The 15463-nt window shown below is 31.3% G+C and carries 19 protein-coding genes; 8 read left to right on the top strand and 11 right to left on the bottom strand.

Annotation, left to right across the window (positions count from 1 at the left end):
- Positions 1-67: 67 nt before the first annotated feature.
- Both NHF47_RS07715 and NHF47_RS07710 read left to right on the top strand, forming a co-directional pair.
- On the top strand, positions 68-640 hold the full coding sequence (locus NHF47_RS07715; RefSeq protein ID WP_252764374.1) for a hypothetical protein: 573 nt from the start codon (positions 68-70) through the stop codon (positions 638-640).
- A 1-nt stretch (position 641) separates the two neighbouring features.
- On the top strand, positions 642-1040 hold the full coding sequence (locus tag NHF47_RS07710; RefSeq protein ID WP_252764373.1) for a hypothetical protein: 399 nt from the start codon (positions 642-644) through the stop codon (positions 1038-1040).
- Between the two features lie 45 nt (positions 1041-1085).
- On the opposite strand, the gene NHF47_RS07705 is transcribed toward NHF47_RS07710, so the two are convergent.
- Both NHF47_RS07705 and NHF47_RS07700 read right to left on the bottom strand, forming a co-directional pair.
- Complete coding sequence (locus NHF47_RS07705) at positions 1086-1931, bottom strand: DUF5777 family beta-barrel protein (protein ID WP_252764372.1); 846 nt, start codon at positions 1929-1931, stop codon at positions 1086-1088.
- Positions 1932-1947: 16 nt separating this feature from the next.
- Positions 1948-2340 (bottom strand): OB-fold putative lipoprotein, encoded by a 393-nt coding sequence (locus NHF47_RS07700; RefSeq protein WP_252764371.1) that lies wholly within the window; start codon positions 2338-2340, stop codon positions 1948-1950.
- A gap of 87 nt (positions 2341-2427) precedes the next feature.
- On the opposite strand from NHF47_RS07700, the gene NHF47_RS07695 reads away from it, so the two are divergent.
- On the top strand, positions 2428-2790 hold the full coding sequence (locus tag NHF47_RS07695) for a hypothetical protein (RefSeq protein WP_252764370.1): 363 nt from the start codon (positions 2428-2430) through the stop codon (positions 2788-2790).
- A 12-nt stretch (positions 2791-2802) separates the two neighbouring features.
- On the top strand, positions 2803-3342 hold the full coding sequence (locus NHF47_RS07690; RefSeq protein ID WP_252764369.1) for a YceI family protein: 540 nt from the start codon (positions 2803-2805) through the stop codon (positions 3340-3342).
- A 34-nt stretch (positions 3343-3376) separates the two neighbouring features.
- On the opposite strand, the gene NHF47_RS07685 is transcribed toward NHF47_RS07690, so the two are convergent.
- The 4 genes from NHF47_RS07685 to NHF47_RS07670 form a co-directional block, all read right to left on the bottom strand.
- The gene (locus tag NHF47_RS07685) at positions 3377-4084 is read right to left on the bottom strand and encodes a DUF6048 family protein (RefSeq protein WP_252764368.1); all 708 of its coding nucleotides are present in this window, start codon (positions 4082-4084) and stop codon (positions 3377-3379) included.
- On the bottom strand, positions 4065-4595 hold the full coding sequence (locus NHF47_RS07680) for a DUF6452 family protein (protein WP_252764367.1): 531 nt from the start codon (positions 4593-4595) through the stop codon (positions 4065-4067). The genes NHF47_RS07685 and NHF47_RS07680 overlap by 20 nt, the downstream gene beginning before the upstream one ends.
- 20 nt (positions 4596-4615) lie before the next feature.
- The gene (gene rlmD, locus NHF47_RS07675) at positions 4616-6028 is read right to left on the bottom strand and encodes a 23S rRNA (uracil(1939)-C(5))-methyltransferase RlmD (RefSeq protein WP_252766068.1); all 1413 of its coding nucleotides are present in this window, start codon (positions 6026-6028) and stop codon (positions 4616-4618) included.
- A gap of 157 nt (positions 6029-6185) precedes the next feature.
- The gene (locus tag NHF47_RS07670; protein WP_252764366.1) at positions 6186-8525 is read right to left on the bottom strand and encodes a fibronectin type III domain-containing protein; all 2340 of its coding nucleotides are present in this window, start codon (positions 8523-8525) and stop codon (positions 6186-6188) included.
- Between the two features lie 169 nt (positions 8526-8694).
- Here NHF47_RS07670 and NHF47_RS07665 point away from each other — a divergent pair, with 169 nt between their 5' ends.
- The 4 genes from NHF47_RS07665 (at position 8695) to rocD (ending at position 12164) form a co-directional block, all read left to right on the top strand.
- The gene (locus tag NHF47_RS07665; RefSeq protein ID WP_252764365.1) at positions 8695-9540 is read left to right on the top strand and encodes a hypothetical protein; all 846 of its coding nucleotides are present in this window, start codon (positions 8695-8697) and stop codon (positions 9538-9540) included.
- A 121-nt stretch (positions 9541-9661) separates the two neighbouring features.
- Positions 9662-10213, top strand: coding sequence for a DUF1697 domain-containing protein (locus NHF47_RS07660; RefSeq protein WP_252764364.1), 552 nt, complete (start codon positions 9662-9664; stop codon positions 10211-10213).
- A 108-nt stretch (positions 10214-10321) separates the two neighbouring features.
- A complete protein-coding gene (locus NHF47_RS07655; protein ID WP_252764363.1) occupies positions 10322-10732 on the top strand; it encodes an OsmC family protein in 411 nt (136 codons plus the stop codon).
- A gap of 187 nt (positions 10733-10919) precedes the next feature.
- Entirely contained in the window at positions 10920-12164 is a 1245-nt protein-coding gene (gene rocD / locus NHF47_RS07650; RefSeq protein ID WP_252764362.1) for an ornithine--oxo-acid transaminase, read from the top strand.
- A gap of 68 nt (positions 12165-12232) precedes the next feature.
- Here the strand turns inward: rocD and NHF47_RS07645 are convergent, their stop codons facing one another.
- The 5 genes from NHF47_RS07645 to NHF47_RS07625 are packed head-to-tail and all read right to left on the bottom strand — an operon-like array spanning position 12233 to position 15440.
- Positions 12233-13108 carry a superoxide dismutase gene (locus tag NHF47_RS07645; RefSeq protein ID WP_252764361.1) on the bottom strand — a complete coding sequence of 292 codons (876 nt, stop codon included), beginning with the start codon at positions 13106-13108 and terminating at the stop codon, positions 12233-12235.
- On the bottom strand, positions 13105-13383 hold the full coding sequence (locus NHF47_RS07640) for an acyl-CoA-binding protein (protein ID WP_252764360.1): 279 nt from the start codon (positions 13381-13383) through the stop codon (positions 13105-13107). The genes NHF47_RS07645 and NHF47_RS07640 overlap by 4 nt, the downstream gene beginning before the upstream one ends.
- Positions 13384-14031, bottom strand: a complete 648-nt coding sequence (locus NHF47_RS07635; protein ID WP_252764359.1) for a phosphatidylserine decarboxylase family protein — start codon at positions 14029-14031, stop codon at positions 13384-13386. It abuts the gene before it with no gap.
- Positions 14021-14833, bottom strand: coding sequence for a phosphatidate cytidylyltransferase (locus NHF47_RS07630; protein ID WP_252764358.1), 813 nt, complete (start codon positions 14831-14833; stop codon positions 14021-14023). Before NHF47_RS07630 ends, NHF47_RS07635 begins: the two co-directional genes overlap by 11 nt.
- A 1-nt stretch (position 14834) precedes the next feature.
- Positions 14835-15440: a lactate utilization protein gene (locus NHF47_RS07625; RefSeq protein WP_252764357.1), complete on the bottom strand. Its 606-nt coding sequence runs from the start codon at positions 15438-15440 to the stop codon at positions 14835-14837.
- Positions 15441-15463: the final 23 nt, after the last annotated feature.

Raw genomic sequence — 15463 nt, 5'->3', positions numbered from 1 at the left:
TAAAAAACATCCTCAATTCGATTCAGAGTTGAGGATTTTTTTATCTTTGAGTAAATCTATACTATACATGAAAAATAAAATATTCTTTCTCATCTCCTTTTTGTGTAGCTGTTATTCTATTTTTTCTCAAGATACAGCAAATTTAAAGTCAGAAGCTTTAAAATCATACAAAGCCAGTACTTCAATGGATTATGACGCTATATTTGATACAACATATCCAAAAGTATTTGATATCATTCCAAAAGAAACCATGAAAGAAATGTTCCAACAAATGATGGACAATGAGCAATTTAGCATACAACTAGTTGAAGTGGAACCTAATTTTACTTTTGGTGAAATTAAAGTAATTGGTAATCAAAAATTTTGCTTAATTGAACATGACAACAGGATGTTAATGACTTTCAAAACACCAATGGAAGATGCAGAAGCCATGACAGCTATTTTCAAAAAATCTATGGATGCACAAAAAGTAAGTTTTGACAAAGATAAAAATGAATTTACAATTGAACTTCGTGCCACGATTATTGGTGTTTCAGACGAACTTACTAAAAACCAATGGAAATTTTTAAATAAAGACAAAGAAAATCAACTATTTAATATGATTTTTGATGAAAAAGTAAAAACAGAATTAGGATTATAAAATGACAAACGAAATAACGTATTCTAGTTTCTTTCAAAAAGTTAAAGATAGCATTAGTAAAGGAACTTTCGCCAAATTAACGTTAGCAAAAACCATTGGCAAACCCGAATTACAAAATATTTATGTAAAATTAATTGTAGAAGAACATACTTTAAAATTCACCTTAACTAAAAAAATCTATGACGGAGAAAAAAAAGAATTTACATCAGTACATGATTTAGAAAATTTAGAAAGTGAAGTAACTCCTTATTTAACAAATCCTTTTTTAACGGCTTTATTGTTTACCATAGAAGATGATGTTACTATGAAAATCAATAAGAAAAAAGTAGCTAGTATTATAGAGCAACCACCAACCTTTAAAAATGCAGATCCTGTTTTAATTGAATATTTAAACGCATAAAAAAAGTCCAATTTTAAAATTGGACTTTTTTTATGTTCTTATAATCTAAAAGACCCTCACGAGATTAAAACCAAAATAAATATCACCTTTCGACCAATTTCCTAAACCATGTGCTAAATAACCCGTTTCATTCATCGCTTGCGCATTGGTAAAATGCAATTGAAAAATGTGACCACCAGTTTCAATATCTACACCTACGGAAATAGGATTATGCGCTAACGAACTTGCCGATCTGTTCAAATGTGCTGCATAATCCATAGTCAAAGCAACACGATTCGAAATTTTATACCTTCCACCTGCGCCAATAGCATATTGACTATTATCTTGGTAATCACTTACAACAAAATTTTCATGAAAAAAAGTAGGTGCTAATTCAAGTGACAAGCGATCCGAAAATTTTCTAGAAATCAAAAGTTGTGTAGTATAATTCAAACGATTTGTAAACGTTAATTTAGGCAATAAATCTTCATCTAATTCGGTATTCACCACAACACTACTAAAACCAACAATAGTTACTGGAAATCCATTTTCAATTTGTGATTGCAATCTATATTTCACAGCTCCTTCATACGATTTTTGAAAACCACTTCTCGAAGCATGAACCGTTAACCAATCGTTAACTCCATATAAAAACTTAATTTGTGTATTAGCATCGTCCAATCCAAAAAAGGTATCAATTCCATTCTTTATAGTTCCAAAACGATGGGATACAATAAAATAAAAATCTCCTTTTGCAGCTAATTTAGTAGATTCTAAGTTAACAATTTTTAGAGATTTGAAAGCAGATGTTACTTGGACTTCAGTAGAATCAGTATCAATTTCAGAGAGTAAATCATCTTGTGCCTGTAAACATAAAGGCAATAGCATAATAGCAAATAAAAACTTTTTCATAGATTTTTTTAGCAATTTATTTAATTTGAGACGCTTGGTCCATTTTGAATTCTTCTAAAAGCTCATCGTAACCGATAAATCTTCCTTTTATTGTAATTGTTTGACCCTTTTCTATTTCTTGATTGGGTTTTTCCAAAAGTGTAGCCGATAAAACCTCATCCATTACAATCAGATTCGATTCGGCATCAAAAGAAGTAACTTTGCCATTAATCGCAATCGTTTTGTCTAGATATTTTTCATTTGCTTTAGTTTCATCTGCAGCAAATTCTGTCATTAATGTTCCCACTGTAATTGAAAAACTTGCTTCTTCTTTACTAATATCTCTATGACTTTTGTAAATATAATTGTATCCAAAAACACCTGCTAAAACGAGGATTACAAGTATTAAAATCCATTTATTTCTTTTCATAATGTTATTTGTTTTTAACAAAAATAGAATAAAATTTTTATCTCTATCTTAAAAAAACTATTTTTACTATAATAAATTTCAAATGCTATGAAAAAAAAATCAGTTTTATTACTGTCATTATTGGCAGTTTTTCTTTTAAGCTGTGCCAATGATTCTGAGTCCGATTTAAGTGAACCTGTAAAACTAGAAGTGGTTACTTATGAAAATTATGTAAAAAATGTAGTTAGTGAAAACTGCTTATTTTGCCATACAAGTCCGCCTCAAAACGGAGCACCCATGCAGCTTACTACTTATGAAGATGTAAAAAATGCGGTTATAAATAGAGGTTTATTAGACAGAATATCGAGTTTTGATCCTAACTTTTCAATGCCATATGGAGGCCCAAGATTACCTCAGACCACAATAGATGCCATGAAAAAATGGTATACAGATGGATTACTTGAACAATAAAAAACAACTGATATGAAAAAAACAATTCTAATTGCATACTTATTATGTATGACCTTATTAGGCTTTTCTCAAGAAAAAAAATCGACCAAAACAGGTGAAATTACTTTTGAAGCCTCTGTTCCTTCTTTTGAAGAAGTAAAAGCCACAAACAAAGGAGTTTCTTGTATTTTAAATACGCAAACTGGTGAAATTGCTTCATTGGCTTTAGTAAAAGGATTTCGTTTTAAAGTAGCTTTAATGGAAGAACACTTTAATGAAAATTACATTGAAAGTAGTAAATATCCAAAAGCTATTTTTAAAGGAAAAATTGAAAACTTTGATGTGTCTAAGTTAACTGAAAAGGAACAAAAATTTACAATCAACGGAACTTTAGAATTACATGGTAAAACTAAAAACATTGTTTCTATTGCCCTGATTAAAAAATCGGGAAACACGATAATTATAGACAATACATTTACCGTTAAACCAGAAGATTTTGATATTAAAATACCTAGTGTGGTAAGTCAGAAAGTAGCTAAAACAGTAGATATAAGCTGTCATTTTAGTCTGTAACTAGAAAGTATACATTACTAAAAAAGACAACTAACTATTCGTTTGTTGTCTTTTTTATTGTCGTTTTATTCTTCTTGTAAATCGGAATGAAATAACTTAAAGTATAATTAAATCCTGCACCAAACTTTCCGTCATAGGTTCTGTTAAATCCAGGGATATAAAGATTATCGAAATTTTCAGGTTTTTTATTAGATACCAAATAATTCAATCGCAAAGAAAAACCTAAATACACATTATTAAACATTTTCGCTTTTACGCCTCCTACCACTTCAATCCAACTCGCATTTAGTCCACTAAACTCTTGATTGGGATATACTGTATTCACTCCGTAAAAATTAGTCGGATCATAAATTTTATACGAATTCAATTGTTGACTAAAAGTACTTACTCCATAACGTAGCCCTATATGAATTAAATTCTCCATATCTAGCCAATTTTCGTAAGAATTAAAATCGAAACCCGCTTTAAAATAGGTGCCACTGGTAGTAAAATTAAACCGGTCGTCGTCTACAGTTTTTTCTTCATTCCCAATTTCACCAGCAATGTAAAACTTCTTAGTTAAACGATACGCAGCTTCTATTTCCAATCCTTTATAAGTATCATCATAGAAAGATTTTGCCAAACGATGCAAATCGACACCTACTCGCAAACCATATCGTTCTGGATATTTTTTAATAGTATCCTGTGCACTAACTTGTATTGAAAAACAAAGAATCGTAAGACTAAAAATATATTTTAACATGTGTTTCATTTTCGTTTTCTATTGTTACATTTTCAACGGTAATACTTTGTATCCAAGTACCAGGTAAAGTAGCCACAATAGCGGTTGGATTGGTAATTTCAAAATTGGTTTTATAGCCACAAGCTCTTGAAATATAAATTTCTTTTCTAGTATAATCAAATATCAGTTCATCAGTAGTTTCATTGACTTCTCCTTTGTTTAAAGTAAAATTGAAAACCGATTGATCTACATTGGTACGTAAAGGAAGAAAAATCTTGTTTGTAGTAAATAAATATCGAGCATCATCTGTTTCCTCCAAAGAGGCATCCGATACAAGTTTAGTATTGGTAACCGTTTCTTCTATCACTAACTTAGTAACACTTTTTAATTCCGTTGGATCGGCATTATCATAAAATTCAATTACCACACGAGGTGTTGTAGGAGTACTTTCTGCACACAAATCATCTTTTTCACAATTCCAAAAAGAAAGTAAAACCAATACTATAAGTGCTATTACGCTTATTTTTTTCATGGCATCAATTTAGTCTTTTATTATCTTTTTTCCAAAAGTACCACATTCTCAACATGATGTGTTTGCGGGAACATATCCACAGGTCGCACACGAACTACTTTGTACAACTCATCTAGCAACGCTAAATCTCTCGCTTGAGTAGCACTATTACAACTCACATACACCACACGTTTTGGAGCAATTTTTAAAATTTGTGCTACTACATCTTTATGCATTCCATCTCGAGGTGGATCGGTAATAATAACATCTGGATGACCGTGTGTTGCAATAAATGTATCGTTAAATACATTTTTCATATCCCCTACAAAGAACTCACAATTCGTGATTTGATTGCGTTTCGCATTTTCTTTGGCATCTGCAATGGCTTCAGGAACGGCTTCTACTCCAATAACTTTTTTCGCTTTTTTGGAAACAAACTGTGCTATTGTTCCTGTACCTGTATATAAATCATACACCAGTTCTTCACCAGTTAAACCAGCAAAATCTCTAGTAATTTTATACAATTCGTAAGCTTGTTCTGAATTGGTTTGGTAAAACGATTTGGCATTAATGCTAAAATGCAACCCTTCCATTTCTTCTAAAATGTAGTCTCTCCCTTTGTAAAGCTTAATATCTTGATCGTAAATGGTATCATTTGGTTTGCCATTTATTACATACAATAAGGACGTAATTTCGGGAAAACGTTCGGCTAAAAAGTCTAATACTAATTCTCTTTGTGCTTTATCTTCTTTAAAAAACTGAAGCAACACCATGATTTCACCTGTAGAAGCGGTACGAATCATTAACGTACGTAACAAACCTTCTTGCGCTCTTGGATTATAAAACTCTAAATCATTAGCCACAGCAAATGCTTTAATTTCATTTCGAATGGCATTAGATGGATCTTGCTGTAAATGACATTTTTCAATATCTAAAATTTTATCCCACATTCTTGGAATATGAAACCCTAAAGCATTTTTATGTTCAAAAGTAGCACCACTTCTCACCTCTTCATCTGTCATCCAACGTGAATTTGAGAAACCAAATTCCATTTTATTGCGATAGAAAAATTGCTTTTCAGAACCCAAGATAGGTTCGAATTCTGGCATTTCAATTTTACCAATGCGTTTGAGATTGTTGTATACTTCTTGATTTTTATAGAACAATTGTTTGTCGTAGTTCATATTTTGCCATTTGCAACCACCACAAGCCCCAAAATGTTGACAAACCGCTTCCACTCTATCTTCAGAAAATTGATGAATGACTGTTGCTTTACCTTCATAATAGGCTTTTCTTTTCTTCATGGTTTGCACATCTACCACATCACCTGGAACTACATTAGGTATAAAAATTACCTTACCATCTGGAGCTTTTGCTACCGATACGCCTTTTGCACCTGCATCAAGGACTTCTACGTTTTCGAATACGATTCGTTCTGTTCTCTTTTTTCCCATAGCGCAAAAATAAAGTATTGCGTACATTTATAGATATAGTTTAAGAAAAAAATATCGTTTTTTATTTTCTTCCTTATTATAATTCAAAAAACATCAAAATAAAACCCGACAAGTAAGAGTACCTATCGGGTTTTAAAGTAAAAAGAGAATTTTCTATTTAGAATATAATTTTCTTGGTGATGCTTTTGCCTTCTTTAGTTTGTGCTTTAATCAACAAAACTTGATTTTTCCTTGGAATGCCTTCAATTACAACCGAAGTTTGAAGAATACTTTCTTTTTGCCATACTAATTTACCTGTAATTTCATACACCGCTACCGATTCCATTTCGTCAGCATAATCAAGTATTAAATCATTAGGATTTGTTTTCACATTTAATTCTGGTTGGTTTTCAAATTGGCTTTTAGCCAAAGTATTACAACCATAGGTATAACTTACTACTAGTTTTGGTGCTTTGGCAGAACCTCCTTCAAAAGAATCTGCGACACGTTTGGCAGCAGTATTGGTCAAACTAACCCCCTTTCCTTTTATTTTAAAAGCAATGGCATTTCCATTTTGCCAATTGGATTTATTGACACAATATTGCACTAAATTCTTCAAAGAAGGGGTGCGTTGCCCTGTTCCACTTTGATTGGTTGTTGGCCAAGCCACTGGAGACCAACTCACCGTTGTTCCATAGTAGTTTCTCGAACTTACTCCATACGATAAAGCTTCTACATATTCTGCAGCATCGCTTGTATTTTCAACCGCAATTTCTAATTCACAAGTAGCACTATTGGCTTCGTCTACCGTAAATTGAATGTAAGCACTATTGATAATGGCTCCTTGAGGAATACGAATATTTACAAATCGCAATCCGATATTTTGATATAACAATCCGTTATAACTGTCATAGGTTAATTCTAAATCTGAACTATCAGTATACAACCTTCCATCTTGGGCTTCTTCCACATCATCATCTCCTGTAAGAATAGAAAAAGTTTCCGTATTGGTAAAGTTTTCTACATAAATATACTTTTCTATTGATGCTGTTCTATTCGTTGTATCAGTAACTACAACGGTTATCGTTTGTGTACCTGCAGCAAAATTATAGTTAAAAGCATAAGGAGCAGTAACATCAGAAGCTACATAATTTCCATTTATATACAATTTAGCATCTACAATTCCTCCTCCATCTTCAATTACATTCACATTTATAGCAATATTATTTCCGTCATCATAACATTGTCCGTTAGTAATCGATAACAATGCAATTTCAGGTGCTGCTTGATAGGTATTCTTAAAAATTTCGACTACAGCTCCATTACTCGGATTCCATACATCTAAATTGGTTGGTAACACAAACGGATTAGAATTGGACACTGACCCAACCGTATCTGCATTGTCAATTTTAATCGTTCTAGCTTCAATTTTATTTTGGTCAACAAAAATCAATTTGAATTGGTTGAAAGACCCAGAATTTCTAGTCCAACTTTTATTGTCGTCATTAGCTCTTAAAGGTGCGCCCCAACACCCTTCACCAAGATAAACGGTTCCGTTATTATCATCTCTTACAAAACCTTCGTCATTACCCGTTTGTGTGGATGGTTTTAGAGGCCAAGTGGATTTTACTGTATGCGAATCGCAATCGATCACCATTCGTACTTCATTATTGTAAAAAGTTTGTGCCCAAGCATTGTATACGCTTGTCCCTTCCGATTTCGCAGCATTATGAGGTCGCATCGGTTTATGGTATTGTGCACCTTTCCAAATTACATTCGTATGGTTTTGCAAATCGTTGTTTAACCATGTGTTTTGGTTTCCTGTTACCGAAATTTCAGAGTTTAAAGAGTACATACGTATTAAATTAGCACCAAATGTGATGGCATAATACGAATCGGAAGTAGGAGTATCAAATAGATTATAAATGGTAGAAGCACCTTCATGGTTTCCTCTAGCTGGAATAATCGGAAACATTCTCCCGTCTGAAGCAATGGTTAATTGCCAATCGTCAAACCATTCTTTCCATTGGGCATCATTATCACTATCTGTCATATCACCTCCAAAAAAAACAGCATGCGGTTTTAATTTGGCCACTAATTTATTTGCTTTTTGACGAGGCGTTCTATTGTTTCTAGAATCACCACCTGCAATAAAAGACAAACGACTCAAATCATTAGGCGCTGTTTTAAACCAAAATCGCTGACTTGTTCCTTGACTGTCTTTAATTACAAAATAATAGGCTGTATTTGCGGACAAACCTGTTATTCTAGCAAATTGATTATTCATACCTCTATAAGAAATGGCGCGATTTACGGTTTTAGTATTAGGATAGGAATTCCAATTGGTTCCAAAATCGGTAGTTCCATAATACACCGTTGGATTAGTTCCCGAAATTTGATTCCATGCAATGGTAATGGTAGTACTTGGATTATCTGATAAGATAATACGATATTTATCATTGTTACTAAACCCCGTAAGATAGCTTAACAATAAAAATAAAAGGTAACTTTTTTTCATGACTGTTTTATTTGTTTGCAACGTAAAAATAATTGGTTTGAGAGAACTAAATATGTATTGAAAAAAACTTAATGATTTTATAATAATCTTAAAAATTATTTAACAAAATAGACATATTTCAATAATGTTTTAGAAAAATCAAAAGTGTATCATTGCTTTCAAAAAAATAATGAATTCTAAAAGTATTTTTGTTCTTAAACTATCTGTAGTAACCATTTTTATTGCAAGAGCCTATCAACATTTTTTTTGGGACGTTCCATACAGAGCCATTTTATGGTATGAAAACTTAATGCGTCCAATTCTCAGTTGGTTTCAGATTGATTGGGAAGATTTTGTTAGCAATACTGAAACGGATACCAAAATTCAATGGATTATTAAAGGAATAGGAATACTCTATTTTATTACTTCCATCTTAGTACTTGCATATAACCAAAATTCTAAAAAATGGATTAAAGTAGTTATAACTATAATTACGATTTGGCAATTTCTTGTCGTCTTTTTGTTTACCAAAGAGTCTTTTTTCCAAATAGGACAATATTTTGAACACAGTTTGCAATTAGGAATGCCTGTTCTATTACTATATACGTATTCTAAGTCTTTTTCATTATCAAAAGCATTGGTGTTTTTAAAAGTACTAGTTGGACTCACCTTTTTGTGTCACGGTTTGTATGCCTTAGGCTTTTATCCCGTGCCTGGTAATTTTATAGACATGACCATTTCTATAGTAGGACTTACAGAAGAACAAGCTCGTTCTTTTTTATGGGTTGCAGGTATAATTGATGTATTCATTCTTCCTTTTTTATTTCTTAAAAAAATAGCAAAAGCTACTGCTATTTATGCTGTTTTTTGGGGCTTTCTAACTGCTTTTGCTAGAATTACAGCTAATTTTTCAGCAGATTTCCCTTTAGAAACACTGCATCAATATGGTTTTGAAACAGTGGTTCGTTTGTGTCATGGTTTAGGACCATTACTAATTATATTTCTTTTGAAAGAAAATAAGACTTCAAAAAAATAAAAACACTCTATAATTCAAATCCATTGAAAACAATTAATTAAAACCTATTTTTTATGATATGATGAAAATTATTTAAATTTAATACCTATATTATATCATAAATTAATTAGAACAAGAAAAGATGACAACTCATTTAGCGCTTTTAAGAGGTATTAATGTTTCAGGACATAATATGATTAAAATGGATGCTCTAAAAAAAGCATTAACAGACATTGGTTTTAAAGAGGTTCAAACATACATTCAATCTGGAAATGTATTTGTAAAAAGTGAAGAAGCAAATGCATCAGCAGTAGGGTTTCAAATTAAGCAAGAAATTTTTAAATCTTTTGGATATGAAGTCCCAGTAATTGTCATTCAAAAAAAAGATTTAGAAGACTGCTTTTCCAATAATTTGTTTTTACAAGAAAAAGATATCGATTCGAAAAAATTGTATGTTGCTTTTGTTTCAAAAACACTAACCAAAGAAGCGATAAATGACTTAAAAATGAGTCAAGTAAAACCTGACGAATGTTTAATTGATGACAATAAAATTTTTATTAAATACGATAAAGGTGCTGGAAAGACCAAATTTGATCAAAAATATATTGAAAAAAAACTACAAGTAACCGCTACCGTTCGTAATTGGAATACCGTTACTAATTTGTTAGATTTATATAAAGAAATGGAAATTTAGCTTACACAAAAGTTAATTGTTTTTTAAATGTAGCATATAAGAATGTTAATCACAATAGATATTGGGTTATTTTAAGTAACTTTAAGGAATAACATAAAAAAAATTAACATGAAAAGAAATGCAACAGCCGTATGGAACGGAGATGTCAAAACAGGAAAAGGAACAATTTCAACACAAAGTAAAACACTTGACAATACGCAATATTCTTTTAAAACTCGATTTGAAGATGGGATAGGCACTAATCCTGAAGAGTTAGTAGCTGCTGCTCATGCTGGATGTTTTACTATGCAATTATCTGCCTTTATTGGTGAAAAAGGATTTACTATTGATGAAATTAAAACCAAATGTGATATTACACTAACAGAGGGTACAATTGTTCAATCCCATTTAACTGTAGAAGCTAAAATAAAAAACATTTCTGATACTGAATTTCAAGAATTGGTCACAAAAGCAGAAGAAAATTGTCCCATTTCAAAATTATTTGATACTGAAATTACATCATCGGCTACTTTGGTATAAAACCCAATTAACCCAAATCATAGAACAACCTCTATTTATTTGATAAATGGAGGTTGTTTGCTTTATAAAAGCGAAGAAAAAAGCATAAAACAAGATTAGATGCAGTAAAATTTTTACATTTGTAATACGGATGATTTCTCTCCACTTTTAAGAAGGAATTGAAGATTAATAATCTAATAAATTTATCATGTCAGTTTTACAAAAAATGAGCTCGGCAGAAGCTATTGCACTAGAAGACAAATTTGGTGCACACAATTATCATCCACTACCTGTGGTTTTAAGCAAAGGAAAAGGTGTATTTGTTTGGGATGTAGAAGGAAAAAAATATTATGATTTCTTATCTGCATACTCTGCGGTAAATCAAGGACATTGCCATCCAAAAATTATAGATGCAATGACTTTGCAAGCACAAACATTAACTTTAACTTCTAGAGCGTTTTATAACGACAAATTAGGCGTTTACGAAAAATACATTACCGAATATTTTGGCTTTGACAAAGTATTACCAATGAATACTGGTGCAGAAGCCGTTGAAACCGCATTAAAAATTTGTAGAAAATGGGCTTATGAAAAGAAAGGAATTTCAGAAAATGAAGCACAAATTATTGTTTGCGAAAACAATTTCCATGGAAGAACTACTACAATTATTTCGTTTTCAAATGATGAAAATGCGCGTAAAAATTTTGGCCCCTACACTGCAGGATTTATCAAAATAGCGTATAACGATATTGATGCATTAGAAAAAGCAATAACTTCTTCAAAAAATATAGCTGGTTTTCTTGTTGAACCTATACAAGGAGAAGCGGGTGTTTATGTTCCAGACGAAGGTTATTTAAGCAAAGCCAAAGCATTATGTGAAGCCAATAATGTTTTATTTATTGCGGACGAAGTACAAACAGGTGTTGCTAGAACTGGTAAATTATTAGCGGTACAACATGAAAATGTACAACCCGATATTTTGATCTTAGGTAAAGCTTTATCAGGTGGTGCTTATCCAGTATCTGCAGTTTTAGCAAATGATTCCATCATGAGTGTGATTAAACCAGGTCAACACGGTTCTACTTTTGGAGGGAATCCAGTTGCCGCAGCGGTTGCAATAGCAGCTTTAGAAGTAGTTAAAGAGGAAAATTTAGCGTCTAATGCTGAAGCTTTAGGGCAATTATTCAGATCAGAATTAAACAAATACATTGCTAACAGTTCTATTTGTTCTTTGGTAAGAGGAAAAGGATTATTAAATGCTATAGTTATCAATGATAGTGAAGAAAGTGAAACAGCATGGAACATTTGCGTTAAGCTTGCTGAAAATGGTCTATTGGCAAAACCAACACATGGCAACATCATTCGTTTTGCACCTCCATTAGTAATGACAGAATACCAATTGTTAGATTGCGTTGGAATCATTATTAACACTTTAAAAGATTTCGAAAAATAAACTTGTAACGGATAATAACTAAAAAAGGGGTTGTGTAATACAACCCCTTTTTTTAGTCTATAATAAATTTATTCTTTTGTTTCTTTTACTGGCTCAGTTTTTTTAGGTTCTGTTGAAATAACGGTAGCATTTACTAAAATTTCCTTTTTTACAGGAGAAACAGAAATTGGCTGTTTTATCAGATTTTCTAAAGCAACAGTATATTTTTTTGATACTACAGTCCAATTAACACTATCAAATATAGTCTCTAAATACTCATTCCTATTGTTTTGATATTGCAAATAATAAGCATGTTCCCATAAATCAATACCTAAAATAGGAATTCCTTTACTTTTAGCATCATTCATTAATGGATTATCTTGATTAGATGTTGTAACGATTTTCAATTCTTTATTTTTTGTCACTATCAACCATACCCAACCTGAACCAAAATGATTGTTCCCTTCTGCTAGAAATTTAGTTTTAAAATTCGAAAAAGAACTATAGCTTGCATTGATGGCTTCCAAAATTTCACCGGATGGCGATTTAGCTCCTTTTGGTTTTAGAATTTCAAAAAACAAAGAATGGTTATAATAACCTCCTGCATTATTTTTGAGTATCATTTCTTCTGGACCAACTTTAGCCAAAACTTCTTCTATGGTTTTTCCCTCCCATTGTTTATTACCGTCTACTTGCTTGTTCAAAAGGGAAGTATATCCTAAATAATGTTTCGAATAATGTAATTCCATTGTTTTACCATCGATAGCTGGTTTTAATGCATCATAAGCATACTTCAAAGGCACCATTTCAAAGCTTTTACCTTTTGCTTTTACGTCATTAGGATTACCAAAAGACACAGAAACCGTTTCTTCTGGTTCTGGAAGTTGTACTTCCACTAAATTACTTTTATCCTTACAGGAAAAAATAAATAAAATAAGAATTAGATAAGAGTAGTGTTTTCTCATAAATTACGTTCTCTCATTAATTCGTTAATAATATCAATATATTTTTGCTTGGCTTCTTCAATTGTAAGATGCTTGACTTGAATCCAAGCATTCAATTTAAATGCATTGATTAAATCTTGAGGATTCTGAATGGTAATATTAGACTCACCGCTTGTAGCCTGTTTATACAACCCATATAAAACCAATTGTATATCTTGTGGTACCGATTCTTGTGGCACCAATTGTGCATTTTCAAATGCTTCTTTAAATAAAGTATCTAAATCTTTATTACTCATTTATTTTTTACAAATAACTGTTTTAGCTCCTATTGCTTTTTCCCCTAGTTTCACATTAACTTCAGTTCCAAGAGGCAAGTAAATATCAACTCTTGATCCAAACTTAATAAATCCAGCATCTTTTCCTTGAACTGCTCGCATTCCTTCTTTCGCATAATTGATAATTCGTCTCGCTAAAGCACCCGCAATTTGACGATACATAATCTCACCGTAAATACGATTATTAATCACAACAGTTGTACGTTCATTTTCTTCACTCGCTTTTGGATGCCAAGCTACCAAATATTTACCAGGATGATATTTACTATACTTTACTACTCCATTAACAGGATAACGGGTAACATGTACATTTATGGGAGACATAAAAATAGAAACCATTAATCGTTTGTCTTGAAAATATTCAGGTTCATATACTTCTTCAATAACCACTACTTTACCATCAACTGGTGCTAAAATATGGTTATCACTATTGTCTGCCTCTCTTTTTGGGTTTCTAAAAAACTGAAGAATCAACACTAAAAAAACAAGAGCAAGAACAATTAAACCAATTCTTAACCATTGGATAGCTATCAAATCTGACGCAAAAATAACTGCTACAACTAAAATAAGCGTTATTAAAATAATTTTGGCTCCTTCTTTATGAAACATAATATAAAATTAAATAAAACAAATTAATAAATGGCACTACAAATATAATACTATCTAAACGATCTAAAATTCCACCGTGACCTGGCATAATATTTCCAGAATCTTTGATTTGAGCAACACGCTTCAATTTTGATTCTATCAAATCTCCAAGTGTACTAAAAATACTAACAATTATAGCAATTATTATCCAAATGTATATATTTTTTGTTTCAATATAGTATTTAGATAAAATTACACTACAAATAATTGTAAAAATCATTCCTCCAACAAAACCTTCAATTGTTTTTTTAGGAGAAACACTGGGAAATAATTTTCTTTTACCAAAATTTTTACCTACTAAATAAGCAAAAGTATCATTTGTCCAAATACAAATAAAAATAGTAATTAAAATCTTTTCATTGTATTTGTTGCCTTTTCCAATGCAAATATAATTTGTCAAGATAAATGGAACAATTACATAGCCTAACAACAATACATAACGCGTACCTAATTTAAATTTAGTCTTCTTAGCATCATAAAGATACAACAATAGCTTTATTGCCATAATCACAGAGAATAAGCTAATTGCAGTCCAAATCCAAATATCAATTTTATTTTTATCCCATAAAAAATAATACAGTAGCAAAGCTATTGGCACACTTACAAAATAATTCAAGTTAGCTAATTTGCAGAACTCATAAACTGCAATAATCAAAAAAACACCAAAAAGAATAGCTAAACTCTCTTTAGAATATAGGATACAGCTTAATAACAAGACAATATAAACAGTACCTGAAATTGCCCTCTTTAATGTTTCATTCATATTAAAGATCTTCTAATAAAAGCAAGTATAAATTTTTATGACTACTACCATAGTGCAAAAAATCTTCTTCCTTCACTTTTTCGAAGTATTTTATTGTAGTAATATTTGTTGGATATTCTTTTTCATACTTTTTCTTAATATGACGTAATCCTTCACTTTTATTAGCCACTAATTGACTCGTAGTAGCTAAAACAACCATATTAGTAGGTAAATCTGCAGGTCTATAATGCTTTAATTGATTGGAAGAAAAAAGTACAGAACCTTCATCCGCAATTAAATTTTCACAAGTTGAAAAATAAAATTTTGCGCCATTTGAAGGGTTTTTGTAAGTCAACTTATTTTCCTCTAACAAATGAAATAATTGAGGTTCATAACACATAACCTCACTTTCGAACCAATCATTCTCCTCTAATATATTAATGAAATTTTCTCCTACTTCATTTAAATTTTCACAATATATAAACTTCCCACCATTTTTTTTAAAGTGGTGGGTAAACATTTCATCAATGGGTAGTTTAACTTCTGGTGCATAAGGGCTTTTCTCATCATCTTTATTGCCCTTTGATGTATGACCAGAGTTTCCAAAAAGTTTTCTAAAAAGACTCATGTATTTTTAGTAGGTAATTGATA

This window comes from Flavobacterium sp. NRK F7, assembly GCF_024054195.1.
Lineage (GTDB): Bacteria > Bacteroidota > Bacteroidia > Flavobacteriales > Flavobacteriaceae > Flavobacterium.
This window is presented reverse-complemented; position numbering and strand designations above follow the sequence as displayed.